General features: G+C 71.3%; 23 protein-coding genes. 15 read left to right on the top strand and 8 right to left on the bottom strand.

Translation table 11 applies throughout. From position 1 onward, the window contains the following. Positions 1-12: 12 nt before the first annotated feature. Complete coding sequence (locus tag ABD269_RS00215; protein ID WP_425572796.1) at positions 13-1,656, bottom strand: ArnT family glycosyltransferase; 1,644 nt, start codon at positions 1,654-1,656, stop codon at positions 13-15. Continuing rightward, on the bottom strand, positions 1,653-2,909 hold the full coding sequence (locus ABD269_RS00210; RefSeq protein ID WP_344114813.1) for a glycosyltransferase: 1,257 nt from the start codon (positions 2,907-2,909) through the stop codon (positions 1,653-1,655). The genes ABD269_RS00215 and ABD269_RS00210 overlap by 4 nt, the downstream gene beginning before the upstream one ends. Positions 2,910-3,092: 183 nt before the next feature. Here ABD269_RS00210 and ABD269_RS00205 point away from each other — a divergent pair, with 183 nt between their 5' ends. The 5 genes from ABD269_RS00205 to ABD269_RS00185 all read left to right on the top strand — a co-directional run bounded on the left by ABD269_RS00205 (position 3,093) and on the right by ABD269_RS00185 (position 7,614). Then, the gene (locus ABD269_RS00205; protein ID WP_344114811.1) at positions 3,093-3,668 is read left to right on the top strand and encodes a hypothetical protein; all 576 of its coding nucleotides are present in this window, start codon (positions 3,093-3,095) and stop codon (positions 3,666-3,668) included. A 289-nt stretch (positions 3,669-3,957) separates the two neighbouring features. Then, positions 3,958-5,199 (top strand): ATP-binding protein, encoded by a 1,242-nt coding sequence (locus ABD269_RS00200; RefSeq protein ID WP_344114809.1) that lies wholly within the window; start codon positions 3,958-3,960, stop codon positions 5,197-5,199. Next, the gene (locus tag ABD269_RS00195; protein ID WP_344114807.1) at positions 5,196-6,287 is read left to right on the top strand and encodes a tetratricopeptide repeat protein; all 1,092 of its coding nucleotides are present in this window, start codon (positions 5,196-5,198) and stop codon (positions 6,285-6,287) included. Before ABD269_RS00200 ends, ABD269_RS00195 begins: the two co-directional genes overlap by 4 nt. Positions 6,288-6,330: 43 nt before the next feature. After that, positions 6,331-6,690, top strand: coding sequence for a histidine triad nucleotide-binding protein (locus ABD269_RS00190; RefSeq protein ID WP_301887528.1), 360 nt, complete (start codon positions 6,331-6,333; stop codon positions 6,688-6,690). Between the two features lie 15 nt (positions 6,691-6,705). Further along, positions 6,706-7,614, top strand: a complete 909-nt coding sequence (locus ABD269_RS00185) for a ribonuclease Z (protein WP_344114804.1) — start codon at positions 6,706-6,708, stop codon at positions 7,612-7,614. A gap of 63 nt (positions 7,615-7,677) precedes the next feature. Here the strand turns inward: ABD269_RS00185 and ABD269_RS00180 are convergent, their stop codons facing one another. Further along, positions 7,678-8,478, bottom strand: a complete 801-nt coding sequence (locus ABD269_RS00180; protein WP_344114802.1) for an HAD family acid phosphatase — start codon at positions 8,476-8,478, stop codon at positions 7,678-7,680. 144 nt (positions 8,479-8,622) lie between these two features. After that, a complete protein-coding gene (locus ABD269_RS00175) occupies positions 8,623-10,002 on the bottom strand; it encodes a 6-phospho-beta-glucosidase (RefSeq protein ID WP_344114800.1) in 1,380 nt (459 codons plus the stop codon). A gap of 72 nt (positions 10,003-10,074) precedes the next feature. On the opposite strand from ABD269_RS00175, the gene ABD269_RS00170 reads away from it, so the two are divergent. The 4 genes from ABD269_RS00170 to ABD269_RS00155 all read left to right on the top strand — a co-directional run bounded on the left by ABD269_RS00170 (position 10,075) and on the right by ABD269_RS00155 (position 15,236). Continuing rightward, the gene (locus ABD269_RS00170) at positions 10,075-11,247 is read left to right on the top strand and encodes a PfkB family carbohydrate kinase (RefSeq protein WP_344114798.1); all 1,173 of its coding nucleotides are present in this window, start codon (positions 10,075-10,077) and stop codon (positions 11,245-11,247) included. A 101-nt stretch (positions 11,248-11,348) separates the two neighbouring features. Then, positions 11,349-13,421, top strand: a complete 2,073-nt coding sequence (locus ABD269_RS00165; RefSeq protein ID WP_344114796.1) for a PhoH family protein — start codon at positions 11,349-11,351, stop codon at positions 13,419-13,421. 13 nt (positions 13,422-13,434) lie between these two features. Next, a complete protein-coding gene (gene ybeY, locus ABD269_RS00160; RefSeq protein WP_116211725.1) occupies positions 13,435-13,932 on the top strand; it encodes an rRNA maturation RNase YbeY in 498 nt (165 codons plus the stop codon). Next, positions 13,929-15,236, top strand: coding sequence for a hemolysin family protein (locus ABD269_RS00155; protein WP_344114794.1), 1,308 nt, complete (start codon positions 13,929-13,931; stop codon positions 15,234-15,236). Before ybeY ends, ABD269_RS00155 begins: the two co-directional genes overlap by 4 nt. Before the next feature lie 65 nt (positions 15,237-15,301). Here the strand turns inward: ABD269_RS00155 and ABD269_RS00150 are convergent, their stop codons facing one another. Then, the gene (locus tag ABD269_RS00150; protein WP_344114792.1) at positions 15,302-16,753 is read right to left on the bottom strand and encodes an MFS transporter; all 1,452 of its coding nucleotides are present in this window, start codon (positions 16,751-16,753) and stop codon (positions 15,302-15,304) included. Between the two features lie 173 nt (positions 16,754-16,926). Here ABD269_RS00150 and ABD269_RS00145 point away from each other — a divergent pair, with 173 nt between their 5' ends. The 3 genes from ABD269_RS00145 (at position 16,927) to era (ending at position 19,165) form a co-directional block, all read left to right on the top strand. Next, positions 16,927-17,745: a helix-turn-helix transcriptional regulator gene (locus ABD269_RS00145; protein ID WP_344115384.1), complete on the top strand. Its 819-nt coding sequence runs from the start codon at positions 16,927-16,929 to the stop codon at positions 17,743-17,745. Between the two features lie 58 nt (positions 17,746-17,803). Next, a complete protein-coding gene (locus ABD269_RS00140) occupies positions 17,804-18,151 on the top strand; it encodes a cytidine deaminase (protein ID WP_344114790.1) in 348 nt (115 codons plus the stop codon). 72 nt (positions 18,152-18,223) lie between these two features. Beyond that, positions 18,224-19,165, top strand: a complete 942-nt coding sequence (gene era, locus ABD269_RS00135; RefSeq protein ID WP_116211721.1) for a GTPase Era — start codon at positions 18,224-18,226, stop codon at positions 19,163-19,165. Between the two features lie 2 nt (positions 19,166-19,167). Here the strand turns inward: era and ABD269_RS00130 are convergent, their stop codons facing one another. Next, complete coding sequence (locus tag ABD269_RS00130) at positions 19,168-19,434, bottom strand: protealysin inhibitor emfourin (RefSeq protein WP_301887537.1); 267 nt, start codon at positions 19,432-19,434, stop codon at positions 19,168-19,170. A gap of 29 nt (positions 19,435-19,463) precedes the next feature. Next, positions 19,464-20,507 (bottom strand): M4 family metallopeptidase, encoded by a 1,044-nt coding sequence (locus tag ABD269_RS00125; RefSeq protein WP_301887538.1) that lies wholly within the window; start codon positions 20,505-20,507, stop codon positions 19,464-19,466. A gap of 361 nt (positions 20,508-20,868) precedes the next feature. On the opposite strand from ABD269_RS00125, the gene leuA reads away from it, so the two are divergent. Both leuA and ABD269_RS00115 read left to right on the top strand, forming a co-directional pair. Next, positions 20,869-22,632 (top strand): 2-isopropylmalate synthase, encoded by a 1,764-nt coding sequence (gene leuA, locus ABD269_RS00120; protein WP_301887539.1) that lies wholly within the window; start codon positions 20,869-20,871, stop codon positions 22,630-22,632. Positions 22,633-22,807: 175 nt separating this feature from the next. Then, a complete protein-coding gene (locus tag ABD269_RS00115) occupies positions 22,808-23,545 on the top strand; it encodes a tellurite resistance TerB family protein (RefSeq protein WP_301894489.1) in 738 nt (245 codons plus the stop codon). Positions 23,546-23,552: 7 nt separating this feature from the next. Here the strand turns inward: ABD269_RS00115 and ABD269_RS00110 are convergent, their stop codons facing one another. Beyond that, complete coding sequence (locus tag ABD269_RS00110; RefSeq protein ID WP_344114785.1) at positions 23,553-24,407, bottom strand: hypothetical protein; 855 nt, start codon at positions 24,405-24,407, stop codon at positions 23,553-23,555. Between ABD269_RS00110 and recO the strand changes: the two genes are divergently transcribed. After that, positions 24,406-25,152, top strand: coding sequence for a DNA repair protein RecO (gene recO / locus ABD269_RS00105; RefSeq protein WP_116211715.1), 747 nt, complete (start codon positions 24,406-24,408; stop codon positions 25,150-25,152). The two genes, ABD269_RS00110 and recO, sit on opposite strands and share 2 nt — an antisense overlap. Positions 25,153-25,206 lie beyond the last annotated feature (54 nt).

The raw sequence follows: 25,206 nt of genomic DNA, 5'->3' as shown, positions 1-25,206 counted from the left end.
CCGCCCTGCCGCTCAGCGGGCCCGCTCGCGCACCCGGTCCACCCGGCGGATCTCCACACGGGACGGGCCCTTGCCGAAGGCGGCCACGGGGGCGGAGTGCAGGAGGGCGGCCTCGACCGTGGGCAGCGACGGGGCGTCGCGGCGGACCGTGGGGGTCGTGACGACGTAGTCGACGTCCCGCCAGCCGTGCGGCAGGGTCTTCGCCACCGCCGGGTCGAGGTCGGCCTTGTAGAACCAGACGGCGCCGGTGCGGGGCGCGAAGCCCGAGTGCACGAGGTCGAGCCAGACCGCGTCGTCGGTGAGGACGCGGGTGCGGTTCGGGTCGGGGACCTTGTCCGGGTCCCGCAGCCACGAAACCGCCGCCCGGTAGGGGCGGTTGACGTCCGCGGTGAGGGCGACGCGCGTGCCGTCGTACCAGCGCGGCCCGACGCAGAAGCCCGCCGCCGCGACCAGCAGCACGACCGCCGTCCAGCGCGCCGGATACCAGCGGCGGCAGAACCCGGGGCGCGTGCGCAGCAGTGCGCACGCGATCGCCGCGGCCACCCCGGCGAGGGTCAGGGAGAGGAAGGGCAGCGCCTGGATGACGTACATCGCGGGGAGATAGCCGGACGGCCGCAGCGCGACGGCCGCAAGCAGCAGCACGGCCACCGCGGGCCCGGCGAGCGCCCGGCCTGTCACGGAGCGGCGCACGCCCGCCAGCAGCCCGGCCGCGGCGAGTAGCCCGCCCAGCGGCAGGGCCCGGTCGTAGTACAGCCACGAGTCCAGCACCCGGTGGGCGGCCGAGCCGGGGGAGAGCAGGAAGCCCGAACCCGCCCGGCTCATCTGGTAGGTGACGCCGCCGACGAGCGACACATGGCCGGGCCCGGGGAGCAGCTCGTGGTTGAGCAGCGCGAACAGCGGATACGACAGGCCCGTCAGCGCGCAGCCCAGCACCGCCCCCGTCACCGCGAACTTCCGGGTGTCGCGGTGGCTGTGGCGCCACATCGTCAGCAGCAGCGCGGGCAGCACGACCAGGATGGTCTCCTTCGACAGCACGGCGACCGCCGCGGCCAGGCCCGCCCCGAAGTGGTGCCACAGATGCCGCCGGGGGGAGGCCGCCAGGCAGAAGGCCAGCAGCATCCACATCACGGCGATGTTGTCGAGGAAGACCTGCCGCTGGAAGACGACGGACAGCGGCGACAGCCCGAAGAGGGCCATGGCGAGCCCCGCCGCCCAGTGCTGCAGCCCGAGCCGCCGCCCCAGCACGTACACCAGCACCGCGCTCGCCGCCGACACCAGCAGCATCGCGCAGCGCATCGGGGCGACCGACATCAGCTCCGGCGCGACGACCGAGGGCACCCAGGTGAGCAGCGCCAACTGGAGCCAGCCCAGGGGCGGATGGTCGTACCAGTACGTGTACGGCGCGAGCCCCTTGCCGTGCTGGACGGCCCAGGCCTGGGCGAGGTACGTCCCCTCGTCGTCGCTGAGGGAGGGGTAGCCCGTGATGTTCCAGCCCTGCACGAGCACGACCACGGCGAGCAACAGCCCGCACAGCGCGAGGTCCGGCGCGGACCGGCGCAGCCGCAGTACCGGTCTGACGACCACCTGCGGCCGCCGCGGTACGGGCGGCGGCCGGAAGGCGGTGGCGGGCGGGCCGGACACGGCAAGCGGGGTCACGAAGTGACGTCCTCTCGGATCAGATGCGCGCCTACGTGCTGGGTCAGCTCCCACTCGTTGCGGCCGCGCTGCTCCCGCCAGACCGCGCGGATCGCGGCCCCGGCGAGCAGCAGCTGGTACCAGGGGCCGCCCGCGATCAGCTTGAGGTAGTGCCGGAAGCGCACGTGGAGCCCGTACTGCACGCCGAAGTCGTGCAGCCCGACGACCTCGAAGACGAACGTGACGAAGGCGGTGACCGCCGGCAGGAAGGTCAGCACGGCGACCTGGACGGGCACGTCCAGGAGGAAGGTCACCACGACGTTGAGCGGGATGATGACCCCGGTGAACGCCTGCATGAACGGCGTCATCAGGGTGTAGCGGGCCAGCATCCGCTGCCCGAAGGTGGGCAGCCGCCGCCAGTCCCGCTTGCGGTAGACCTGGAGGAAGCCCTGGTTCCAGCGGGTGCGCTGCTTGAGCAGGCTCAGCAGGCTGTCCGGGGTCTCCTCGCGGGTGACCATCTCGGAGTCGTACGCGACGACGACGCGCCGCCCCTTGCTCGACAGCCGTACGCCCAGGTCGCAGTCCTCCGCCAGGCAGTCGGGGTCCCAGCCGCCCGCCTCGCGCAGCACGTCCGTGCGGACGAAGACGGTGTTGCCGCCCAGCGGGATGAAGCCCTTCTGCGCGTGCAGGTGCAGGCGGCTGCGGAACCAGAAGAAGTACTCCAGGCAGTTGCGCAGGCTGTACCAGCTGGAGTGGAAGTTGATCAGCTGGACGCCGCCCTGCACCACGTCCGCGCCCGTCGCGCGGAAGGCGTGGTCGACGTGCGCGAGCAGCGCCGGGTGCACCTGGTCCTCGGCGTCGAAGACCCCGACGACCTGCCCGAGGCAGTGGGGGAGCGCGGTGTTGAGGGCCTTGGGCTTGTTCTTCTTCGCGTGGGTGTCGACGATCACGCGCACGTGCCGGGGCGCCGCGGCGGCGACGCGCTCGGCGACCGCCGCGGTCTCCGGGTCGTCGTGGCCGACGATCACCAGGATCTCGAAGCGGGTGTGCGTGGACTCCAGCAGCCGCCTGACGGTCGGTTCGAGCACGGCCTCTTCGTGCCGGGCGGGCAGCAGCAGCGAGAAGCTCAGGGCGGTGTCACCGCTCGGCGGCTCGAAGCGGGTCGCCGCGAGCGTCTCGGGCGTGCGCCAGGCGTGCATCTGCCACCACAGCGTGAACGCGGCCATCCAGAACAGCGTCAGGGACACGGCACAGACGACAACGGACGTGAGCAACGAAGTCCCCCCGCGTATGGCTCGCCTTCGCACGAGAGGCTACGGGCGGCGGGCGGCGCCGAGGTGCGGAACGGGTGAAACGGGCGCCCCCGAACTGATGGGCGGTGAAAGGAAGTTGACGATCCGCCACCTTCCCGCGGGACCCACTTCCGTACGGGGCGCGGGAGTGGGAAGCTGCCCTCTATGGGTGCATTGAGGCGCATACGGGGCCGGGTGCGACGGATGCTGTGCGCGGCGGGGGCCGCGGCGCTCATGGGCCCGGCACTGCTGGCCCTCACCGGCTGCGAGCCGACCGGCGACGGCCTCGACACGATCACCGTCGCCGTCACCACCGGCAAACGGGCCACCGACGAGCTCAAGCACGAAGGCTACGACGTGCGCTGGGTGTCGTGCAGCGGAAAGGCGGAGGACGGCGGCGTCACGGACAAGGGCTCACCGCGGCCGGTCCCGGCGATCGGCGTCGACTGCCAGGGCCGGACCGGGGGCGGTGGCAAGATCATCATCTTTGGGCGGGTGACGGGGATCTCGGGCGACGCGTGTGTGAAGGGGCGGGTGACGGCGAAGGTGGACGGGCGGACGGTCTTCGTGGTGAGGGTGCTGGGGGATTGCTCGCGGGCGAGTGCGTCGTCCGGTGGCGGGCCTCAGTCGCCTCCGGCGGGTCACTCGGTCTCACCGAGCTGCTCGCCCTCCGGGCGGGGGGTGTCGACGCCGCCTCCGCCTCCGCCTCCGCCGACGCCGTCGCTGTTGCCGGGCAAGTAGCGCCTGCGGCGGGCTTTTTCCCCAGCCCCGCCCCTTCCCGAAACTGGGGCGCGTGCCCCAGACCCCCGGCTGCGGGTTCGTTGCCGCCTGCGGCGGGAGCGCCCTGCGGGCGCGTCCTCAAACGCCGGACGGGCTGAAATCAGCCCGTCCGGCGTTTGAGGACAGCGCGCGAAGCGTGCTTCGGGGTCTGGGGCGGAGCCCCAGTTTCGGGAAGGGGCGGGGCTGGGGAAGAAACCGTCGGCCCCCGGCCCGTGAAGGGCGCTCCCTGACTCGGACATACCCTGGGGCCATGTCCGAGTCACCGCTCATCACGAGCCTGCGTACAGCGGTCGAAGCCGCGCCCGACGACGTGCCCCTGCGGCTGCACCTCGCCCAGCTTCTGCTCGACGCGGGACACGGTCAGGACGCCATCGCCCACGTCGCCGCCGCGTTGCAGCGCGAGCCCGGCAACGCCGACGCCCAGGCGCTGATGGGCCGCGCCGTCGCGCCCCCCGCCGCCCCCGCCTCGTACGACTGGAAGCTCGCCGAGAACGAGCTCTCCGAAGTCGTACCGCCCGCCTTTGTCCAGTCCGAAGAGGCCGCGGCGCCGCCGCACCCGCACGCGCACCCGCCGCTCGCCGCCGACGGCGGTGACTCCGACGACGGCTCCCTCTGGGAGGTCGAGACCGGCAGTATCAAGCTCGCGGACGTCGGCGGGATGCACGAGGTCAAGGAGCGCCTGGAGGCGGCCTTCCTCGCCCCCATGCGCAACCCCGAGCTGCGCAAGCTGTACGGCAAGAGCCTGCGCGGCGGACTGCTGATGTACGGGCCGCCCGGCTGCGGCAAGACGTACATCGCGCGCGCCGTGGCGGGAGAGCTCGGCGCCCGCTTCATGTCGGTCAGCATCAGCGACGTCCTCGACATGTGGATCGGCAGCTCCGAGCGCAACCTGCGCCAGCTCTTCGAGACCGCCCGGCGCAACTCCCCGTGCGTACTCTTCCTCGACGAGATCGACGCCCTCGGCGCCAGGCGCAGCCAGATCCGCCACACCGGCATGCGCAACACCGTCAACCAGCTCCTCACCGAGCTCGACGGCGTCAACGGCAGCGCCAACGAAGGCGTCTTCGTGCTCGCCGCCACCAACCACCCGTGGGACGTCGACACCGCGCTGCGCCGGCCGGGCCGCTTCGACCGGATGCTGCTCGTCCTGCCGCCCGACCAGCCGGCCCGCGAGGGCATCCTGCACCACCACCTCAAGGACCGGCCGGTCGCGGGCATCGACCTGGCCAAGCTGGCCAAGCGGACGGACGGGTTCTCGGGCGCGGACCTCCAGCACCTGTGCGAGTCGGGGGCGGAGCGGGCGCTGCTGGACTCCGTACGGACCGGCCGGGCCCGCATGATCGAGATGTCCGACCTGCTCGGCGCGCTCGACCACATACGGCCGTCGACCGGGCCGTGGTTCACCTCGGCGCGCAACGTGGCGCAGTTCGCGAACGAAGGCGGTGCCTACGACGAGCTGCTCGCGTATCTGAAGCGGAAGAAGATGCTTTGAGCACCACCACCCCCGGTGCCGTGGCCCGTGCCATGGCCCTCATCGAGATCGAGCGCTACGAGCAGGCCGAGAAGATCCTGAGGGATCACCTGGCGCTGGAACCGGACGACTCCCGGGCCTGGGAGCGCCTCTCCGTCTGCCGCTTCGAGGCCCGGGACTACGTCGGCGCCCGGCGGGCCGCCGAGGAATCCCTGCGGGTGAACCCGGACGAGGCGGACGCCCACCTGCGCCGGAGCGAGGCCTTTCGGGCCAACACCATGTGGTACGACGCCGTGGACGCCGCCCGCGAGGGCGTGCGGCTGCTGCCGCAGGAGCCCATCCCGCGGGTGGTGCTGGCGAAGGCGCTGCGGCTGCTGCCGGGCGGCGAGGGGCTCGGCGAGGCGTACGCGACGGCCCTGGAGGCGATCCGGCTGAGCCCGGAGCTGGCCTCGGCCCACTTCGCGCTCTACATCGTGGCCTACGACATGGGCCGCAAGGACATCTGCGAGCAGGCCATGCGGCACGTGCTCACCTTCGACCCCGGCAACGGCAGCGCCCGCAACAACCTCGCGGCCCTGGCCGCCGAGCGGCCCCACGCCGATCTCTACGACGCCCTGGGCGATGTCTCGGCGGCCCTCGCCGCCGACCCCAACTCCCCGCACGCCCACCACAACCTGCGGTTCATCACCGGCAAGCTGATGCGCCGCGCCTGCTGGCCCGCTCTCGCGTGCTTCGCCGTCGCCATCTTCACGATGGTCGTCAGCGACACGTCCGAGCCCGGCCGCGACCTGCCCCCGTCCATCCCCCTTGTCGCCCGGCTCGCCGGGATCGCGGCGATGGCCGCGCTCTGGACCGGCTGCCTCCTGTGGGCCCGGCACAGGATCCCGGCGCCGCTGCGCGGCTTCGTGACACAGCTGCCCCGGCGCAGCGTCCCCGTCCGCGCGATCGCCGTCGGCGCGGCGTGGTGCACGCTGTTCTCGGTCCTGCTGCTGACGGTCCGCCTGGACCCGCAGTGGCTGCTCGGCGCCTTCAACATCAGCGCCCTGGGCGGCCTCGGGGCCTGCATGGCGTTCGCGACCAGAACGAAGGGCGGGAAAGCCCGCCGGTAAGATCCGCTGGGTATCAGCCGACGAGATCCTTCAGGAGCCACTGGTGGCGGGAGAACCGCAGGCCGACTGCCTGTTCTGCAAGATTGCCTCGGGGAAGGTGCCGGCGACCGTCGTCCGGGAGACCGACACGACCGTCGCGTTCCAGGACATCAACCCCCAGGCGCCCACGCACGTCCTGGTGGTCCCCAAGGCGCACTACCCCGACGCCGCCTCCCTGGCCGCGGCGGAGCCGCAGATCGCCGCCGACGTGCTGTGCGCGGCGGAGGAGGTGGCCGCGATGACCGGGATCAAGGAGACGGGCTTCCGGATCGTCTTCAACACCGGCGCGGGCGCCGGGCAGACCGTCTTCCACGCGCACGCCCACGTACTCGGCGGCCGTTCCCTCAACTGGCCCCCCGGCTAAAACGGAGCAACTCCCTTGTCCGTACGCGAACTCGTCGTCCTGGGCACCGCCAGCCAGGTGCCCACCCGGCACCGGAACCACAACGGCTACGTCCTGCGCTGGGACGGCGAGGGGCTGCTCTTCGACCCCGGCGAGGGGACACAGCGGCAGATGCTGCGGGCGGGGGTGGCCGCGCACGACCTGAACCGGATCTGCGTCACCCACTTCCACGGCGACCACTCGCTCGGGCTCGCCGGGGTGATCCAGCGCATCAACCTCGACCAGGTGCCGCACCCGATCACCGCGCACTACCCGAAGAGCGGGCAGCGCTTCTTCGACCGGCTGCGGTACGCCACGGCCTACCGCGAGACGGTGAAGCTGGTCCAGGAGCCGGTGTCGGGCGAGGGCGCGGTGCTCGCCGAGACCCCCTCGTACGTCCTGGAGGCGCGCCGCCTCTCGCACCCCGTCGAGTCCTACGGCTACCGCCTGACCGAGCCCGACGGCCGGCGCATGCTGCCCCACCTGCTGGCGGCGCACGGCATCGCCGGGCCCGACGTGGGCCGCCTCCAGCGGGACGGCGTGCTCGGCGGGGTCACCCTGGACGCGGTGAGCGAGGTGCGGCGCGGGCAGCGGTTCGCGTTCGTGATGGACACCCGGCTGTGCGACGGGGTGCACGCGCTGGCCGAGGGGTGCGACATGCTCGTCATCGAGTCGACGTTCCTGGACGAGGACGCCGCGCTGGCGGCCGATCACGGGCATCTGACGGCGGGCCAGGCGGGAGCCGTCGCCGCGTCCGCGGGGGTGCGGCATCTGGTGCTGACGCACTTCTCGCAGCGGTACGACGACCCTTCGCTCTTCGAGCGGGACGCCCGTGCGGCGGGCTTTTCCGGTGAATTGACGGTGGCCCGGGACCTGACGCGGGTGCCGGTGCCGCGGCGGGTGTGAGTTTTTCCCTCGAACGTCGGACGGGCCGGAAAGCCCGGCCCGTCCGGTCGTCCGGAATCCCGGTTACGGCAGGAAGTACATCGGGTTCGGCAGCTTGTACGTGTGGTTCGCGTAGCCGCCCGTCAGGTCGCTGTACTGGTCGCCGAAGTTGGCGACGATGTCGTAGCCCTCGGACTCGATGTGCTTGCGCGTGCCCGACTTGTACTCGACCGTCGTGCAGGACGCGCCGCACGGCAGGTAGGCCGGGGGAGTCTTCTTGTTCTTCAGGAAGAAGTGCGCGGGGTCGGCGGCCGGCTTGTAGCCCGCGTTCTTGAGGTTGCGGACGCTCCAGTCGCGCTGGTGCTCGTCGCGGCCGGTGACGTAGAAGACCGTGATGCCCTTGGACTGCGCCCAGTTGACGAGCTGCGGCATGCCGAAGACGGGGCCCATGTCCGTGGACTTCAGGTACGCGTCCTGGGAGGCGGGCGTGAAGTTGAAGCCCTGCTGGAGCTCGTAGTTGTAGGTCAGCAGGGTGGTGTCGTCGACGTCCAGCACGATGGCGGGCTTGGCGCCCTTCTTGCCGGGCTTGTTCTTGACCGTGCGCTCCAGCTGGGCCTTGGCCTTCTTCTGGATGTCCGCGAGCTGCTTGGCGTAGTTGCTGTCCGGCGACGCGTAGTGCTGGCCCTTCTTGTCCACGGTGTCGCCGTAGTACGCCTTGATCTTGTCGGTGACCTTGGTGAGGTTCGGGATCTCCTTGTCCGAACGCGGAGCGGAGTGGTCGGCGGAGGCCGCGCCCGCCGCGTAGAGGCCGGTGCCGAGGGCGACGGCCGCGGTGACGGCGGCGATGCGGGTGCGCTTGCGCTTGGACGCGAGGGAGGGCTGCACGAAGGACTCCAGGTGAGCAAGGTGGGTGCAGCGCGAAACTAGAGGTTTGGCGGTCCTCGGTCAAGGGTATCGGGGTGCGTTTTCTACGCGCGGAGATCCGCGGCACGGACAACGGGCCCCGGGGGAGCCCCGGTGCCCGCCGTCTCACACCGCCGTGGGCTCCTGCCGCCGGGCCGCGGAACCCCAGCCACCGGACTCGGCGTTCGCCCCCGCGCGGTCCAGGATGCGGGCCGCCGCCGCCGGGGAGTCGACGAGCGGATGCAGCACCAGCGCGCGGAGCGCGGCCGTGCGGTCGTGCTGCACGGCCGCCTGGATCGCGGCCCGTTCGACGGCCTTGAGCTGGAGCATCAGCCCGAGCTGGTCGTCGCTCAGCGGGGCGCACGGCAGCGGTCTTGCGCCGCCCGCGCCCACCTCGCACACCGTCTCGATGATGGCGTCCGGGTCCAGCGCCGGAACGGTCGTGCCGTTGGGCACATTGAGGATCAGGCGCGTGCGCTCGTCCCGGGAGACCGCCCGCATCAGGGCGAGCGCCACCTGGTCGTAGCCGCCGCCCTCCAGGTCGCACGAGTCGCGCTGCCAGCCGCCGCTCGCGGCCCGGCTCTCGGCCATATAGGTCTCCTCGCGGTGCAGCCGGGTCCGCTCCCACAGCCGGTACGCCTGGTCGGGTGACTCGGCCGCCTCGCTGAAGAACCCGCCCTGCTGCTGGTCGAGGAACTCGCCGCGGGTCTCGACCGCCTCCAGGACCGAACGCAGGGTCTCGCGGCGGAAGTAGTAGTAGTGCAGATATTCGTTGGGCAGACAGCCCAGCGCCTGGAGCAGCTCCGAGCCGAACAGCTTGCCCTCCTCGAAGGAGCCGAGCGCACGGTCGTTGGCCAGGAGTTCGGGCAGCAGATCCCTGTCGTTCATCTTCAACGACCTCAGCCAGCCCAGGTGGTTGAGGCCCACATAGTCGAACGTCACCCGGTCGGGGTCGACCCCGGCGGCCCGCGCCGCGCGCCGCACCAGCCCCACGGGTGAATCACAGATCCCGATGACCCGTTCGCCCAGCACGGATGCCATCGCCTGGGTGACCATGCCCGCCGGATTGGTGAAGTTGATGACCCACGCGTCGGGGGCGACCTCCGCCACCCGCTCGGCGATGTGCAGGGCCACGGGGATCGTCCGCAGACCGTAGAGCACACCGCCCGCGCCCACCGTCTCCTGTCCCAGCACGCCCTCGCCGAGGGCGATCCGTTCGTCCCGCACGCGCCCCGCGGTGCCGCCCACCCGGATCGCCGAGAAGACGAAGTCCGCACCGCTCAGCGCCTCGTCGAGGCTGCGGGCGATGCGGACCGCCGGGGCGTCCGGCACATCCGTGGCCTGCGCGGCCAGCACGGACGCGATCACCCGCAGCCGCATGGAGTCGGTGTCGTAGAGCACGAGTTCCGTGCAGCGGCCGGGAGTGCCGCGCCGCGCGTCGTCCAACAGGGCCCGGTGCACCAAGGGCACTCGGAAACCGCCACCGCCGAGAATCGTCAGCCTCATGGAACGGAACGTATCGCAGCATCGGGCAGACTGTCCGGACCCGCACCCCCGTGAGAGGAGCAGCGAGCGAGCATGACGATCATTTCGCCTCATGCGGCACCGCAGTCGGCTTTCCCCGGCGAGCGCTTGCAGGGGGGTGGGTGTGCCGAAGACTTCGCCGGGGCGGCGGTGCCCGTCCTCGACCCGCTCGCGGAAGTGCGCGCCGAAGGCGACCCGGACACCGACGTCTATCTGACCGGGACCGTCTTCCTCGACATCATCTTCACCGGCCTGGACACCGCCCCCGTGCGCGGCACCGAGTCCTGGGCGCGTGGCATGGGCTCCAGCCCAGGCGGCATCGCCAACATGGCCACCGCCCTCGCCCGGCTGGGGCTGCGCACCTCGCTCGCCGCGGCCTTCGGTGACGACATGTACGGCGAGTACTGCTGGGAGGCGCTCTCCCGGGGCGAGGGCATCGACCTCGGCCTCTCCCGCACGGTCCCCGGCTGGCACTCCCCGGTCACCGTCTCCATGGCCTACGAGGGCGAGCGGACCATGGTCTCCCACGGGCACGAGGCGCCGCCGCCGGAGGAGCCGGCCCCCGAGTGCCCGCCCCCGGCCCGGGCGGCCGTCGCCCTCCTGGTGCCCGGCCGGCAGGAGGAGTGGATCGCGAGCGCCGCCCGCCGGGGCAGCCGGGTCTTCGCCGACGTCGGCTGGGACGAGACCGGCCGCTGGGACCCGGCCGACCTCGCCGACCTGGAGCACTGCGAGGCCTTCCTGCCCAACGCCGAGGAGGCCATGCGCTACACCCGGACCGACTGCCCGCGCGCCGCCGCCCGCGCACTGGCCGAGAAGGTGCCGGTCGCCGTCGTCACCATGGGGGAGAAGGGCGCCTACGCGGTCGACAGCGGCACGGGCGAGAGCGCCGAGGTGCCCGCCATCGCCGTCGAGGCGCTCGACCCGACCGGCGCGGGCGACGTCTTCGTCGCGGGCTTCGTCACCGGCACCCTCGCCGGCTGGCCGCTCGCCGACCGGCTGGCCTTCGCGGGCCTGACCGCCGCCCTGTCCGTACAGGAATTCGGAGGGTCGCTGTCCGCACCCGGCTGGGTGGAGATCGCCGCCTGGTGGAAGCACGCGCGGTCCTTCGACGACCAGCCCCCGGCGGCCCTGCGCCGCTACGCCTTCCTCGACGGCATCCTCCCCACGGCGGCCCGCCCCTGGCCACTCCGCCGGGCCGTCCCCACCCTGGGCTTCCGCCAGCCGTAAATCCCCTCAGGGTTGTCCGTGCACCGACGTACCCTGAAGACACAACGAGACAGACCCAGACGGACACGGAAAGAGGGATGAGCAGGCCCCAGAGCCGGCCCATGACTCAGACACCCACACAGCCGCAGGCGACCGCCCGGTTCACCGTCCCGGCCAAGCACCCCATGGTGACGGTCCTGGGCTCCGGGGACTCGCTCCTGCGCGTGATCGAGAAGGCCTTCCCCGGCACGGACATACACGTACGGGGCAATCAGGTCAGCGCCAGCGGGGACCCACGGGAAGTCGCCCTCGTGCAGCGCCTGTTCGACGAGATGATGCTGGTGCTCCGCACGGGCGCGCCGATGACGGAGGACGCGGTGGAACGGTCGATCGCCATGCTTCGGAACGAAGAGGGGCAGGAGGCGACCCCCGCCGAGGTCCTCACCCAGAACATCCTCTCCAGCCGGGGCCGCACCATCCGCCCCAAGACGCTCAACCAGAAGCTCTACGTCGACGCCATCGACAAGCACACGATCGTCTTCGGCATCGGCCCCGCGGGCACCGGAAAGACCTATCTGGCCATGGCCAAGGCGGTCCAGGCCCTGCAGTCCAAGCAGGTCAACCGGATCATCCTGACCCGGCCCGCCGTCGAGGCGGGCGAGCGGCTCGGCTTCCTGCCCGGCACGCTCTACGAGAAGATCGACCCCTACCTGCGGCCGCTCTACGACGCCCTGCACGACATGCTCGACCCCGACTCGATCCCGCGCCTGATGGCCGCGGGGACGATCGAGGTCGCGCCGCTCGCGTACATGCGCGGCCGCGCCCAGCCGATCTTCACGAACGTGCTGACGCCTGATGGCTGGCGCCCTATCGGCGACCTTCAGGTCGGTGACCTGGTCATCGGTTCGAACGGTGAGCCGACCCCGGTCCTGGGCGTCTATCCGCAGGGCGAGAAGGACATCTACCGTGTCACGGCCCAAGACGGCGCCTGGACCCTGTGCTGCGGCGAGCACCTGTGGACGGTCCGCACGGCCTCGGACAAGCGTCGCGACAAGCCGTGGCGGGTCCTGGAGACCAAGGAGATGATCGGCAATCTGCGCGCGGCTCAGGCTCGCCGCTACGAGCTGCCGCTGCTCACGGCGCCGGTCGAGTTCCCCGAGCGTGAGGTCCCCATGGACCCGTACGCCTTGGGCCTCCTGCTGGGCGACGGCTGCCTCACGGGGCGTACGACCCCGGCGTTCGCCACCGAGGACCCGGAGCTCGCCGTCGCTCTGGAAGCCGCTCTGCCCGGTGTCGAGGCGCGCTGGAAGGGCCGGGCCGACTACACCCTGAACCGTGTGAAGGCGCAGGGTGACGTGGTCACCCTGGAAAACCCGGTCACCGGAATGCTGCGCACCCTGGACCTGTTGGGCAGCCGGTCACACACGAAGTTCATCCCGGACGACTACCTCCAGAACTCGGCCGAGGTGCGTCTGGCCGTCCTCCAAGGGCTGCTCGACTCCGACGGCGGTCCGGTCACGCAGGCGAACCGCACGTGTCGCATCCAGTACACGACCACGTCGATCCTTCTGCGGGATGACGTGATCTCGCTGGTGCAGTCGCTCGGTGGTGTCGCGTACACCCGACGCCGGGTGGCCGAAGGACGGAAGCCCGGGAAGGCGAACGGCCGCGAGGTCGTTCACCGTCATGACGCCCACACCGTCGACATCCGTCTCCCCGAAGGCATCGAGCCCTTCCGTCTTGCCCGCAAGCGCGACAAGTACCACGCGGCCGGAGGCGGCGGCCGCCCGATGCGGTTCATCGACAGCATCGAGCCCGCGGGGCGCGAGGAGGCCGTCTGCATCCAGGTCGCGGCCGAGGACTCGCTGTACGTCACCCAGGACTACCTGCTGACGCACAACACCCTCAACGACGCCTTCATCATCCTGGACGAGGCACAGAACACCAGCCCCGAACAGATGAAGATGTTCCTCACCCGGCTCGGCTTCGACTCGAAGATCGTCATCACCGGTGACATCACCCAGGTCGACCTCCCGGGCGGCACCAAGAGCGGTCTGCGCCAGGTCCAGGAGATCCTCGAAGGCGTGGACGACGTCCACTTCTCCCGGCTCACCAGCAACGACGTGGTCCGGCACAAGCTGGTCGGCCGTATTGTCGACGCGTACGAGCAGTACGACAGCCGCAACGGAAAGTAAGTCACGCAAGCCCATGGCAATCGACGTCAACAACGAATCCGGCACCGACATCGACGAGCAGGCCGTCCTCGATGTCGCCCGCTACGCACTCGCCCGGATGCGCATCCACCCGCTCTCCGAACTCTCGGTCATCGTTGTCGACGCCGAAGCCATGGAGCAGCTCCACATCCAGTGGATGGACCTCCCCGGGCCCACCGATGTGATGTCCTTCCCGATGGACGAGCTGCGGCCGCCCGCCAAGGACGACGACGAGCCCCCGCAGGGCCTGCTCGGTGACATCGTGCTCTGCCCCGAGGTCGCGCAGAAGCAGGGCCAGGACGCGCCGACCAACCACTCCATGGACGAGGAGCTCCAGCTGCTCACCGTCCACGGCGTCCTGCACCTCCTCGGCTACGACCACGAGGAGCCCGAGGAGAAGGCCGAGATGTTCGGCCTGCAGGCGGCCATCGTCGACGGCTGGCGCGCCGAGCGCGGGATCGAGGGGCCCTCGCCGGCGCCGACGATCACGTGACCGGCCGGCTGATCGCGGTCGCGGTCCTGCTGCTCGTCATCGCCTGGCTCGCCGCCTGCGCCGAGGCCGGACTCGCCCGGACCACCCGGTTCCGGGCCGAGGAGGCCGTACGGTCCGGGCGGCGCGGCAGCGCCCGGCTGATGGCCGTCGCCGCCGACCCCACCCGCTATCTCAACGTGGCGCTGCTGGTGCGCGTCGCCTGCGAGATGGCGGCGGGCGTCCTCGTCACCTATGTCTGCCTGCGGGAGTTCGACGCCACCTGGCAGGCGCTGACCGTCGCCATCGCGGTGATGGTGCTCGTCAGCTATGTGGCCGTCGGGGTCTCCCCGCGCACCATCGGCATCCAGCACCCGCTGAACACCGCGACCGCCGCCGCGTACGTGCTGCTGCCGCTCGCCCGGATCATGGGCCCGGTGCCGCAGCTGCTGATCCTCCTCGGCAACGCCTTCACCCCCGGCAAGGGCTTCCGCAAGGGCCCCTTCGCCTCCGAGGCGGAGCTGCGGGCGATGGTCGACCTCGCGGAGAAGGAGTCGCTCATCGAGGACGACGAGCGCCGCATGGTGCACTCCGTCTTCGAGCTCGGCGACACCCTCGTCCGCGAGGTGATGGTGCCCCGCACCGACCTGGTCGTCATCGAGCGCGGCAAGACGATCCGTCAGGCGCTCACGCTGGCGCTGCGCTCCGGCTTCTCCCGGATACCGGTGACCGGCGAGAGCGAGGACGACATCGTCGGCGTCGTCTACCTCAAGGACCTCGCCCGCAAGACGCACATCAGCCGGGACGCCGAGTCCGAACTGGTCTCGACGGCGATGCGGCCCGCCGTGTTCGTACCCGACACCAAGAACGCGGGCGACCTGCTGCGCGAGATGCAGCAGCAGCGCAACCACTGCGCGGTCGTCATCGACGAATACGGCGGCACGGCCGGGATCGTCACCATCGAGGACATCCTGGAGGAGATCGTCGGCGAGATCACCGACGAGTACGACCGCGAACTGCCGCCCGTCGAGGACCTCGGTGACGGCCGCTACCGCGTCACCGCCCGCCTCGACATCGGCGACCTCGGCGAGCTCTACGGTCTGGAGCTGGACGACGAGGACGTCGAGACGGTCGGCGGGCTCCTGGCCAAGGCTTTGGGGCGCGTCCCGATCGCCGGGGCGAAGGCGGAGGTCGACCTCGCCGCGTACGGCCTGTCGGAACGCTCGGGGATCCGGGCGCTGCGGCTGACGGCGGAGTCCGCGGCGGGCCGCCGGAACCGCATCGTGACGGTGCGGGTGGATCCAGTGCGCGAGGACGAACGGGCCTGAGCTTGTGCCAAACGCCGGACGGGCTGAAATCAGCCCGTCCGGCGTTTGAGGACCGGGGTACCCCCTCAGGCCGCGGAGCGGCGGCGGCGCAAGCCCACGGCGACGAGTACCGCCACCACGCCCACCAGAAGCGCGTCGGCTCCCAACCCCAGCCGGATACCCCCGAGCGTCGCCGACGCGAAGTCCGAGCCGCCGTCCCGCAGCGAAGCGATCCGTGCCGAGGAGAGCGCGCTGAGCAGCGGGATCCCGATCGTGATGCCCACCTGCTGCGAGCTGGTCACCAGACCCGTCGCCAGCCCCTGCTCACGATCCGGCAGGCCCGACGTCGCGGTGACGCCGTAGGCCACGATCGCCCACAGATGGCCGATGCAGGCGAGCGAGGCCCCGGCCAGCGCCAGCCACGCGCCGCCCGAGCCGAGTCCCAGGCCGAGCAGTGTCGCGGTGAAGACGGCCTGGACGATCAGGCCAGTGAGCAGCGTGTTGCGGGCGCCGAAGCGGGCGATGATCTTCGGCGCGGTCACCCCGGCGGCCGCCGCGAAGACGCCCTGCACGCCGAAGACCAGGCCCGTGCGGAAGGCCGAGAGGTCGAGGACCTCCTGGAGGTAGAGGGTGAGCAGGAAGATGACCGTGGTCATCATCGAGAAGGTGGTCAGCCCGCCCAGGTTCCCCCAGGCGACGGTCCGCCGCCGCAGCATCGGCAGCGACACCAGCGGCTCCGCGGCCCGCGACTCCACGGCCACGAAGGCGACGAGCAGGACGATCCCGGCGATCAGGGTGACGAGGACGTCCACGCCGCCGAACCCGTGCTGCGCCGCTGTCGACAGGGCGTAGATCAGCGCCAGCAGGCCGCCGGTCACCGTCACCGCGCCCGGTATGTCGACGCGCGGCCGCTGCGGATGCCGGGACTCGGTGAGCAGACCGGGGGCGACGGCCAGGATGCCGACGCCGGCCACGGCCAGCAGACCCATGGTGGAGCGCCAGCCCAGCGAGTCGGTCAGCACTCCGCCGAGCACCATGCCGATGGTGAAGCCGAGGGACATCAGGGTGCCGCTGATGCCGAGCGCCCGTTCGCGCTGCGGCCCCTCGGTGAAGGTCGTGGTCAGCAGCGACATGCCGGTCGGCACGATGACGGCGGCGCCCAGCCCCTGGAGCGCGCGCCCGGCGAGGAAGGCCGCCGGGTTCCAGGCGAGCGTGGCGAGCACGGAGGCCACGGTGAAGAGGGCGAGCCCGGCGAGGAACAGCCTGCGCCGTCCGTAGAGATCGGCGATCCGGCCGAAGAGCAGCAGGAAGCCGCCCGACGGCAGTGCGAACGCGGTGACCGCCCACTGGAGGTCGGCCTGCCCCATGCCCAGGTCGTCGCCGAGGACGGGCAGTGCCACGTTCAGGATGGAGAAGTCGAGCGCGATGATGAACTGCGCCGCGCACAGCACCAGCAGGATCAGCTTCGCGCGGGTGGTCATGCGCTGCGCCGCCGGTGGCGCGGAGGTGGTCAGGGACGGGGAACTGTCGATCGCCATGGGCACCACCTTCCGCCGCGCGGAATACCCGTGGGGAGACACTGCTTATGGTGGTGGCCGTACCACCAGGCGAGGGGGAGCCGTTGACAGCCGGTCCGACCGAAGTACACACCGCATCCGGCGGCGCGCGGGCCACCGGGTCGCGCCGCCGCCAGGAGCTGCGCGAGTTCCTGATGAGCCGTCGGGCCCGGGTGAGCCCGGCCGACGTCGGCCTCCCGGACGGCGGCGCCCGGCGCCGCACCCCGGGGCTGCGCCGCGAGGAGGTGGCCGTGCTCGCCGGGGTCGGCGCGTCCTGGTACCAGTGGCTGGAGCAGGGGCGTGACATCACCGTCTCGCCGCAGGTGCTCGACGCCGTCGCGCGCGTGCTGAAGCTGGCAGGCCCGGAGCGCCGCCACCTCTACGCCCTGGCCGGGCTGAACCCGCCGCCGCCGGAGTCGGAGTACGGCGCGGAGTATCTGTGCGCGGGCCTGCACCGGCTGATCGAAGGCTGGATGCCCTACCCGGCGCACATCATGGACCCGTACTGGAACATCGTCTCCTACAACGAGTCGGCCGCCCTGGTCATGGGCTTCCGCCCGGAGACCGTGCAGAACTGCCTGGTCACGTTCTTCACCGACCCCGTCTACCGCTCGCGCGCCGCGAACTGGGAGGACAACGCCCACTGCGTCGTCGCCCAGTTCCGCGCCGCCTGGTCCGAGCGCCCCGACGACGAGGGCTTCCAGGCCGTCGTCGCGGAACTCGCCGAGGAGAGCGAGGAGTTCGTGGCACTGTGGGCGCGCGGTGACGTCTGCGAGGGCGGTCAGCTGGTCAAGGAGATGGAGCACCCGCTGGTCGGCGCGCTGCACTTCGAGAGCACCCAGCTGCGCGTACCGGCCCGCCCGGACCTGACGATCGTGATGCACAACCCGGTGCCGGAGTCGGGCACGGCGGCGAAGGTCGAGTGGCTCACCTCGCCGGAGGGCCGCCGCGGGATGTACTCGGTCGCGGGCTGAGCCGTCCTCGTACGGTCCGGGTCTTGATCCTCCAGGGGTGCTGCATATGCTCGCGCGTATGACGGAGACGCTGGACCCCGAAGACCGCAAGATCATCACGCTGGCCCGCTCGGCGCGCGCCCGCAACGCCGTCCCCGAGGGCGCCGCCGTGCGCGACGAGACCGGCCGGACCTATGTCGCCGGGACCGTCGCGCTCGACTCGCTGAAGCTCAGCGCCCTGCGGACCGCCGTCGCGATGGCCGTCGCCAGCGGCGCGAAGTCGCTGGAGGCCGCGGCCGTGGTCTCCGAGGCGGCCACCGTCCCCGAGGCGGACCGCGCGGCCGTACGGGACCTGGGCGGCCCGGACACGCCTGTCCTGCTGGCGGGCCCGGACGGCACGCCGCACACGAGGCTCCTGGCCGGCTGAGCGGGCTGCGGCTCCGCGCCCCCCGGCGACCACTGGTCGGCGGTCGCCGGGGGATCGGGGAGAATATCGAGTATGGATAGAGCCTCCTCCCCGTCCCAGGCCCCTCACCGCGCGGGCTTCGCGTGCTTCGTCGGCCGCCCCAACGCGGGCAAGTCGACCCTGACCAACGCACTGGTGGGGACGAAGGTCGCGATCACCTCCAACCGGCCGCAGACCACCCGCCACACCGTCCGCGGCATCGTGCACCGCCCCGACGCCCAGCTCGTGCTGGTGGACACGCCCGGCCTGCACAAGCCGCGCACGCTGCTCGGCGAGCGCCTCAACGACGTCGTGCGCACCACGTGGGCCGAGGTCGACGTGATCGGCTTCTGCCTGCCCGCCGACCAGAAGCTCGGCCCCGGCGACCGCTACATCGCCACCGAGCTGGCCGGGATCAAGAAGACGCCCAAGGTCGCCATCGTCACCAAGACGGACCTGGTGGACTCCAAGGCCCTCGCGGAGCAGCTGATCGCCATCCATCAGCTGGGCGAGGAGCTCGGCATCGAGTGGGCGGAGATCATCCCGGTCTCGGCGGTGGGCGACAAGCAGGTGTCGCTGCTCGCCGACCTGCTCGTGCCGATGCTGCCGGAGAGCCCGCCGCTCTACCCCGAGGGCGATCTCACCGACGAGCCCGAGCAGATCATGGTCGCCGAGCTGATCCGCGAGGCCGCGCTGGAGGGCGTGCGGGACGAGCTGCCGCACTCCATCGCCGTCGTGGTCGAGGAGATGCTGCCGCGCGAGGACCGCCCGGCGAACAAGCCGCTGCTGGACATCCACGCCAACGTCTACATCGAGCGCCCCAGCCAGAAGGGGATCATCATCGGCCCCAAGGGCTCCCGGCTGAAGGAGGTCGGCATGAAGTCCCGCAAGCACATCGAGGCGCTCCTCGGTACCCCGGTCTACCTCGACCTGCATGTGAAGGTCGCCAAGGACTGGCAGCGCGATCCCAAGCAGCTGCGCAAGCTCGGGTTCTGACGCTACGCGCCCTCCTTCAGGACCAGTTGGATCAGTTCGCGCTGGTCGTGTGTGAGGTGGGGGTCCGCCAGGTGGACCGAGCGGCCGTCCACCTTGATCTCGTAGTGGAAGCCGTCCGGCACGCCCCGTGCCGGGGCGCCGTGGCCCGGGGTCAGCGCCCGGTGGGCCAGGGCCTCGATGTGCGTCGCGTCGGGCCGGCCGGACGTATCCAGCTCGGCCCGCCGCTCGATGCCGGTAAAACCGCCGGTTCGGGTGATGGCAATCCGCATGCCGCCATCCTTACCCCGTGCGGCCGTCCCTACGAGGTGGGGACCCCCACCTGCGACCACGCCTTGAGAACGGCCTGAATCGCGTCCCCCTCGCCGTACAGGCTCCGCGCCGTCGCCGCCGTCAGCCGCGCGAACTCCGCGAAATCGGCGTCGGAGGCCAGCTCACCGCCGGTGAGGGTGGCGTACCAGATCTTCCCGGCCCGCTCCCACGCGTGCCCGCCGAGCGCGCTCGCCACGAGGTAGAAGGCGTGGTTGGGGATGCCCGAATTGGTGTGCACGCCGCCGTTGTCGCGCGAGGTCCGCACGTAGTCGTCCATGGTGGCGGGCTGCGGGTCCTTGCCCAGGTGCGGGTCGTCGTAGGCGGTACCCGGCGCCTTCATGGAGCGCAGTGCCACGCCGTGGATGTGCGGCCCCAGCAGCCCCTGGCCGATCAGCCAGTCGGCCTGGTCGGCGGTCTGGCCGAGCGCGTACTGCTTGATCAGCGAGCCGAAGACGTCCGACAGGGACTCGTTGAGCGCGCCCGACTGGCCGTAGTACTCCAGATTGGCCGTGTGCTGGGTGACGCCGTGGGTGAGCTCGTGGCCGATGACATCGACCGAGACGGTGAAGTCGACGAAGAGCTGTCCGTCGCCGTCCCCGAACACCATCTGCGAGCCGTCCCAGAAGGCGTTGTCGTAATTCGTGCCGTAATGGACGGTGGCATCCAGAGGGAGCCCGGCGTCGTCGATGGAGTGCCGTCCATACGCCTTCAGATAGAAGTCGAATGTGGCCCCCAGGGCCGAATTCGCACGGTTCACGGTCGCGTCCTTGGCCGGACCGTCGCCCTCGGAGTGCACTTTCGTGCCGGGCGTCGTCTCCTGGTGGCCGGCGTCGTAGATCGTCCGCTGGGGCTGGTCGGATGGGGTGCCCGCCGGTGCCACGGCGCCCCGGAGGGCGGTGACGCGGCGGCGGGTGCGGTGGAGGGAGTCGTGTTCGAGGGTGCGCTGGGCGTTGCCGGAGAGCTCCGGATCCTCCGACTGGGCGAGGCGGTCGAGAATGTGGGGAGGCACGATCGTGCAGAACACCGGTTTCATGGCGGCAATGTGGCACCGAGCCTCCGGCTTGTCACTGCTTGGCGTCACGATTAATGAAATCGAGTGGTTGGCTATCATTTGGGGGACAGCAATTCCGCATTCCCTCTCCCGCCCCTTCCGCCCCCGGGAAACCGTGTGACCCGCGAGTGATCGCGTCCCGCATGCTGATACGGGGGATCCATGGCGCGTCCGGCTCGGTTATCGTGCTGAGCATCATGCGTTTCGGGCTGCTTCTCCTTAGCTGCCGCGGCGAGGGTCTGCAGTAGGCCGACTCCCTCCCCGCGGAGTTCGGTGTTGCGGTCACTCGCCGGTGACCAGCCCCCGTCGGCCGCCCAGCGGACACACGAGGAGCCCCACGCAGATGCCCGAGATCTCTGTACGTCCCCCCACGCCCGTCACCGCGGCGACCGTGACCCAGCGCCCCTCGGGGATGCCGGTGCACAAATACGGGTCGTACGAAGCCGTCGACATCCCCGACCGCACCTGGCCCGACCGGCGCGTCACCGCCGCCCCCCGCTGGCTCTCCACCGACCTGCGCGACGGCAACCAGGCACTGATCGACCCGATGTCCCCGGCCCGCAAGCGGGAGATGTTCGACCTGCTGGTCCGCATGGGCTACAAGGAGATCGAGGTCGGCTTCCCCTCCTCCGGCGCCACCGACTTCGACTTCGTGCGGTCGATCATCGAGGAGGGCGCGATCCCCGAGGACGTGACGATCTCCGTCCTCACCCAGGCGCGCGAGGAGCTGATCGAGCGGACCGTGGAGTCGCTGCGCGGCGCCCACCGCGCGACCGTCCACCTCTACAACGCCACCGCGCCCGTCTTCCGCCGGGTGGTCTTCCGCGGCTCGCGCGAGCAGGTCAAGCAGATCGCGGTCGACGGCACCCGGCTGGTCATGGAGTACGCCGAGAAGATCCTCGGCCCCGAGACGGCCTTCGGCTACCAGTACAGCCCGGAGATCTTCACCGACACCGAGCTGGACTTCGCCCTGGAGGTCTGCGAGGGCGTCATGGACGTCTGGCAGCCCGAGGCAGGGCGGGAGATCATCCTCAATCTGCCCGCCACGGTGGAGCGGTCCACCCCGAGCACCCACGCCGACCGCTTCGAATGGATGTCGCGGCACCTGTCCCGGCGCGAGCACATCTGTCTGTCCGTCCACCCCCACAACGACCGGGGCACGGCCGTCGCCGCCGCCGAGCTGGCGATCATGGCGGGCGCGGACCGGATCGAGGGCTGCCTCTTCGGCCAGGGCGAGCGCACCGGCAACGTCGACCTGGTCACCCTGGGCATGAACCTCTTCTCCCAGGGCGTCGACCCGCAGATCGACTTCTCGCAGATCGACGAGGTCCGCAGGACCGCCGAGTACTGCAACCAGATGGAGGTCCACCCGCGCCACCCCTACGCGGGCGACCTGGTCTACACCTCCTTCTCCGGCTCCCACCAGGACGCCATCAAGAAGGGCTTCGAGGCGATGGAGGCCACCGCTGCCGCCGCCGGGAAGACCGTGGACGACATCGAGTGGGCCGTCCCCTACCTGCCGATCGACCCCAAGGACGTCGGACGCTCGTACGAGGCGGTCATCCGCGTCAACTCGCAGTCCGGCAAGGGCGGTATCGCGTACGTCCTGAAGAACGACCACAAGCTGGACCTGCCGCGCCGGATGCAGATCGAGTTCTCCCGCATCATCCAGGCGAAGACGGACGCCGAGGGCGGCGAGGTCACCCCGCAGGAGATCTGGGCGGTCTTCCAGGACGAGTACCTGCCCACCGACGACAACCCCTGGGGCCGGATCGCGCTGCGCTCCCACCAGACGTCGACCACCAGCGAGGGCACCGACGCGCTCACCGTCGAGGCGGTCGTGGACGGCGTGGACACGGTGCTGACCGGCACCGGCAACGGCCCGATCTCCGCCTTCTTCGACGCGCTCGCCGCGGTCGGGGTCGACGCGCGCCTGCTGGACTACTCCGAGCACACCATGAGCGAGGGCGCGAGCGCCCGCGCCGCCTCGTACATCGAGTGCGTGATCGACGGCAAGGTGCTGTGGGGCACCGGCACCGACCCCAACACCACCCGCGCCTCGATCAAGGCCGTGGTCTCCGCGGTCAATCGCGCCCACCGCGGCTGAGCCACCGCGGCGGTCAAGGGGACGCCACCGAAACCACCGTATCCGGTGGCTCGGTGGCGTGTTCGCCCCACTGCCGCCCGAAGTCTGCGCACGGGGTACTGACGCCACATCATCGATGTGGCTAACATCACGTCAACGCGGCGACGAGGCCGTGGCGTTATGGAGGTGCGCCGTGATGCACGCGCGAGGCCGATCCGGACCGGACCGGTGTGTGGTGGGCGTACGCACCGTGTGGCGCACCGTAGGCGACGGCGAGTTCTACTGCCCCGGCTGCGGCGGCGACCGCAACTACCGCCGCCGTACGGGCCGCCGGCGGCTCGTCGCCTTCGGCGTGCCGCTGCTGCCGCGCGGACCGGTGGGGCCGATCGTCGAGTGCACGGCCTGCCGCGCCCGTTACAGCACGGACATCCTGGACCACCCCACCACCACCCGTTTCTCCGCGATGCTCCGCGACGCCGTGCACACGGTCGCCCTCGCCGTCCTCGCGGCGGGCGGCACGGAGGCGCGCACGGTCCGCAGGGCCGCGGTCGGCGCGGTGCGCGCCGCGGGCTTCGTCGACTGCAGCGAGGAACAGCTGATCACCCTGATCGAGGCGCTCGCCGCGGACACGGGCCGCCTCCCCGGGACGTACGCGAGCGGCGGCGGCCTCGGCGACGGGGGCTGCGGCCGCGACGGCTTCGACCCCCGCGGCACGGCGCTGGCCATCGAGCTCCACGAGGCGCTGGAGCCGCTGGCCCCGCACCTCGCCCCGGCCGGCCGGGAGTCGATCCTCCTCCAGGGCGCGCGCATCGCCCTCGCGGACGGGCCCTACCGGCCCGCGGAGCGCGAGGTCCTCACGACGGTGGGCCGGGCGCTGCTGCTGTGTCCCGAGGACACCGACCGCCTGCTGGCGGCGGCCCGCACGCCGTCGTGACGGCCCTTCAGGCCCCGGACGGGCTCGGTCTCCCGGTCCGTCGCCGCCGGCCCGTGGGCCGGCGGCGCTGCCGCTTGATCAGCCACAGCCCGCCGAGGGCCACGGGGAACGCGGCGACGGCGCTGAGCAACAGGGCCGTCGACACCGTGTCCGTGGCCAGGGGCGCGAAGAAGGCGATGAGCGCGAGGCAGATCCCCGACGCGACCGCGACGCTGATCCGCCAGAGGGAGAACGCGGGGGCGCCGGAGGTCCGGCGGAACAGGCCGTGGGCGAACCAGAGCAGCATCCCGCTCAGCGGCAGCAGCGCCAGCCCGATGCCCAGCGGCAGGCGGTAGGCCTCCTTGGGGCGGTCGGCCGCGTCCTGCCGCATGTTCCGGAAGTCGACATAGCGGACCTTGCCCCGCCACGACGTCATCGTCACCCGGTCACCGGGCGAGACGGCCCCGAAGACCGAGGACGACCGGCTCATGTCCACGCGGTACGAGCCCCCGCCGCGCTCGGCCAGCGTGAGCCAGTGGTGCCGCGTCCTGCCCTCGGAGACGGTCTCGGCCTTCTCCACGGTGGCGGGCACGCTCTTCCGGCACTCCGTGGAGGGCTCGTCCGGCAGACAGGCGGCCGCCGTCGCGAAGGCCCAGGCGTCGGCCCGCTTGCCGGGCACCGTGACCCCCAGCAGATAGGCGGCGACGACGGCCAGCCCGAGCCCGAGCAATCCGGCGGAGAGCGTCGAGAGGGGGTTCCGGAGGGACGGGAAGATCAACATGGCGACATTCTCCAACGACTTGAACCACTTCAGGCCCGTCCGGAACAGCAGCCCCTCCCCGAGGGGAAAGCGCACCCCGGCCGTACGGGACAATGGCTCCATGAGTCTGTTCCGCGACGATGGCATCGTGCTGCGCACCCAGAAACTGGGCGAAGCGGACCGGATCATCACCCTGCTCACCCGGGGGCACGGGCGCGTGCGGGCCGTGGCCAGGGGCGTGCGGCGGACGAAGTCGAAGTTCGGGGCGCGGCTGGAGCCCTTCTCGCACGTGGACGTGCAGTTCTTCGCGCGCGGCGGCGAGCTCGTAGGCCGTGGACTGCCCCTGTGCACGCAGAGCGAGACCATCGCTCCGTACGGTGGCGGCATCGTCACCGACTACGCCCGCTACACCGCGGGCACCGCCATGCTGGAGACCGCCGAGCGGTTCACCGACCACGAGGGCGAGCCCGCCGTGCAGCAGTATCTGCTGCTCGTCGGCGGCCTGCGGACGCTCGCCGCGGGCGAGCACGCCCCGCACCTCATCCTCGACGCGTTTCTGCTGCGCTCCCTCGCCGTCAACGGCTACGCGCCCAGCTTCGACGCCTGCGCCAAGTGCGGTATGCCCGGACCGAACCGATTCTTCTCGGTGGCCGCGGGCGGCGTCGTATGCGGGGAGTGCCGGGTGCCCGGAAGCGTCGTACCCTCCTCGGAGTCGATCGGGCTCCTCGGCGCGCTGCTGACCGGGGACTGGGCGACGGCGGACGCGTGCGAGGCACGGCACGTCCGGGAGGGCAGCGGCCTGGTGGCGGCGTATCTGCACTGGCATCTGGAGCGGGGGCTCCGCTCCCTCCGTTACGTAGAGAAGTAACGCAGAGAAGTAACCCAGAGAAGTAGAACCTGGCATCGAGGAGAAGTGGCACGC

It is taken from the genome of Streptomyces blastmyceticus (assembly GCF_039521185.1).
In the GTDB taxonomy this organism is placed as follows: Bacteria; Actinomycetota; Actinomycetes; order Streptomycetales; family Streptomycetaceae; genus Streptomyces; species Streptomyces blastmyceticus.
The sequence above is the reverse complement of the archived record's forward strand: the minus strand, read 5'-3'. Positions and strand labels throughout refer to the sequence as shown.

Bases quoted from the DNA above. Each gene is read 5' to 3' on its own strand.
- ABD269_RS00205 (WP_344114811.1), top strand. From the start codon at position 3,093: ATGGGTGCATTGAGGCGCATACGGGGCCGGGTGCGACGGATGCTGTGC.
- ABD269_RS00200 (WP_344114809.1), top strand. From the start codon at position 3,958: ATGTCCGAGTCACCGCTCATCACGAGCCTGCGTACAGCGGTCGAAGCC.
- ABD269_RS00175 (WP_344114800.1), bottom strand. From the start codon at position 10,002: ATGAGGCTGACGATTCTCGGCGGTGGCGGTTTCCGAGTGCCCTTGGTG.
- ABD269_RS00170 (WP_344114798.1), top strand. From the start codon at position 10,075: ATGACGATCATTTCGCCTCATGCGGCACCGCAGTCGGCTTTCCCCGGC.
- ABD269_RS00165 (WP_344114796.1), top strand. From the start codon at position 11,349: ATGACTCAGACACCCACACAGCCGCAGGCGACCGCCCGGTTCACCGTC.
- ybeY (WP_116211725.1), top strand. From the start codon at position 13,435: ATGGCAATCGACGTCAACAACGAATCCGGCACCGACATCGACGAGCAG.
- ABD269_RS00150 (WP_344114792.1), bottom strand. From the start codon at position 16,753: ATGGCGATCGACAGTTCCCCGTCCCTGACCACCTCCGCGCCACCGGCG.
- ABD269_RS00145 (WP_344115384.1), top strand. From the start codon at position 16,927: ATGAGCCGTCGGGCCCGGGTGAGCCCGGCCGACGTCGGCCTCCCGGAC.
- ABD269_RS00140 (WP_344114790.1), top strand. From the start codon at position 17,804: ATGACGGAGACGCTGGACCCCGAAGACCGCAAGATCATCACGCTGGCC.
- era (WP_116211721.1), top strand. From the start codon at position 18,224: ATGGATAGAGCCTCCTCCCCGTCCCAGGCCCCTCACCGCGCGGGCTTC.
- ABD269_RS00130 (WP_301887537.1), bottom strand. From the start codon at position 19,434: ATGCGGATTGCCATCACCCGAACCGGCGGTTTTACCGGCATCGAGCGG.
- ABD269_RS00125 (WP_301887538.1), bottom strand. From the start codon at position 20,507: ATGAAACCGGTGTTCTGCACGATCGTGCCTCCCCACATTCTCGACCGC.
- leuA (WP_301887539.1), top strand. From the start codon at position 20,869: ATGCCCGAGATCTCTGTACGTCCCCCCACGCCCGTCACCGCGGCGACC.
- ABD269_RS00115 (WP_301894489.1), top strand. From the start codon at position 22,808: ATGCACGCGCGAGGCCGATCCGGACCGGACCGGTGTGTGGTGGGCGTA.
- recO (WP_116211715.1), top strand. From the start codon at position 24,406: ATGAGTCTGTTCCGCGACGATGGCATCGTGCTGCGCACCCAGAAACTG.
- ABD269_RS00110 (WP_344114785.1), bottom strand. From the start codon at position 24,407: ATGGAGCCATTGTCCCGTACGGCCGGGGTGCGCTTTCCCCTCGGGGAG.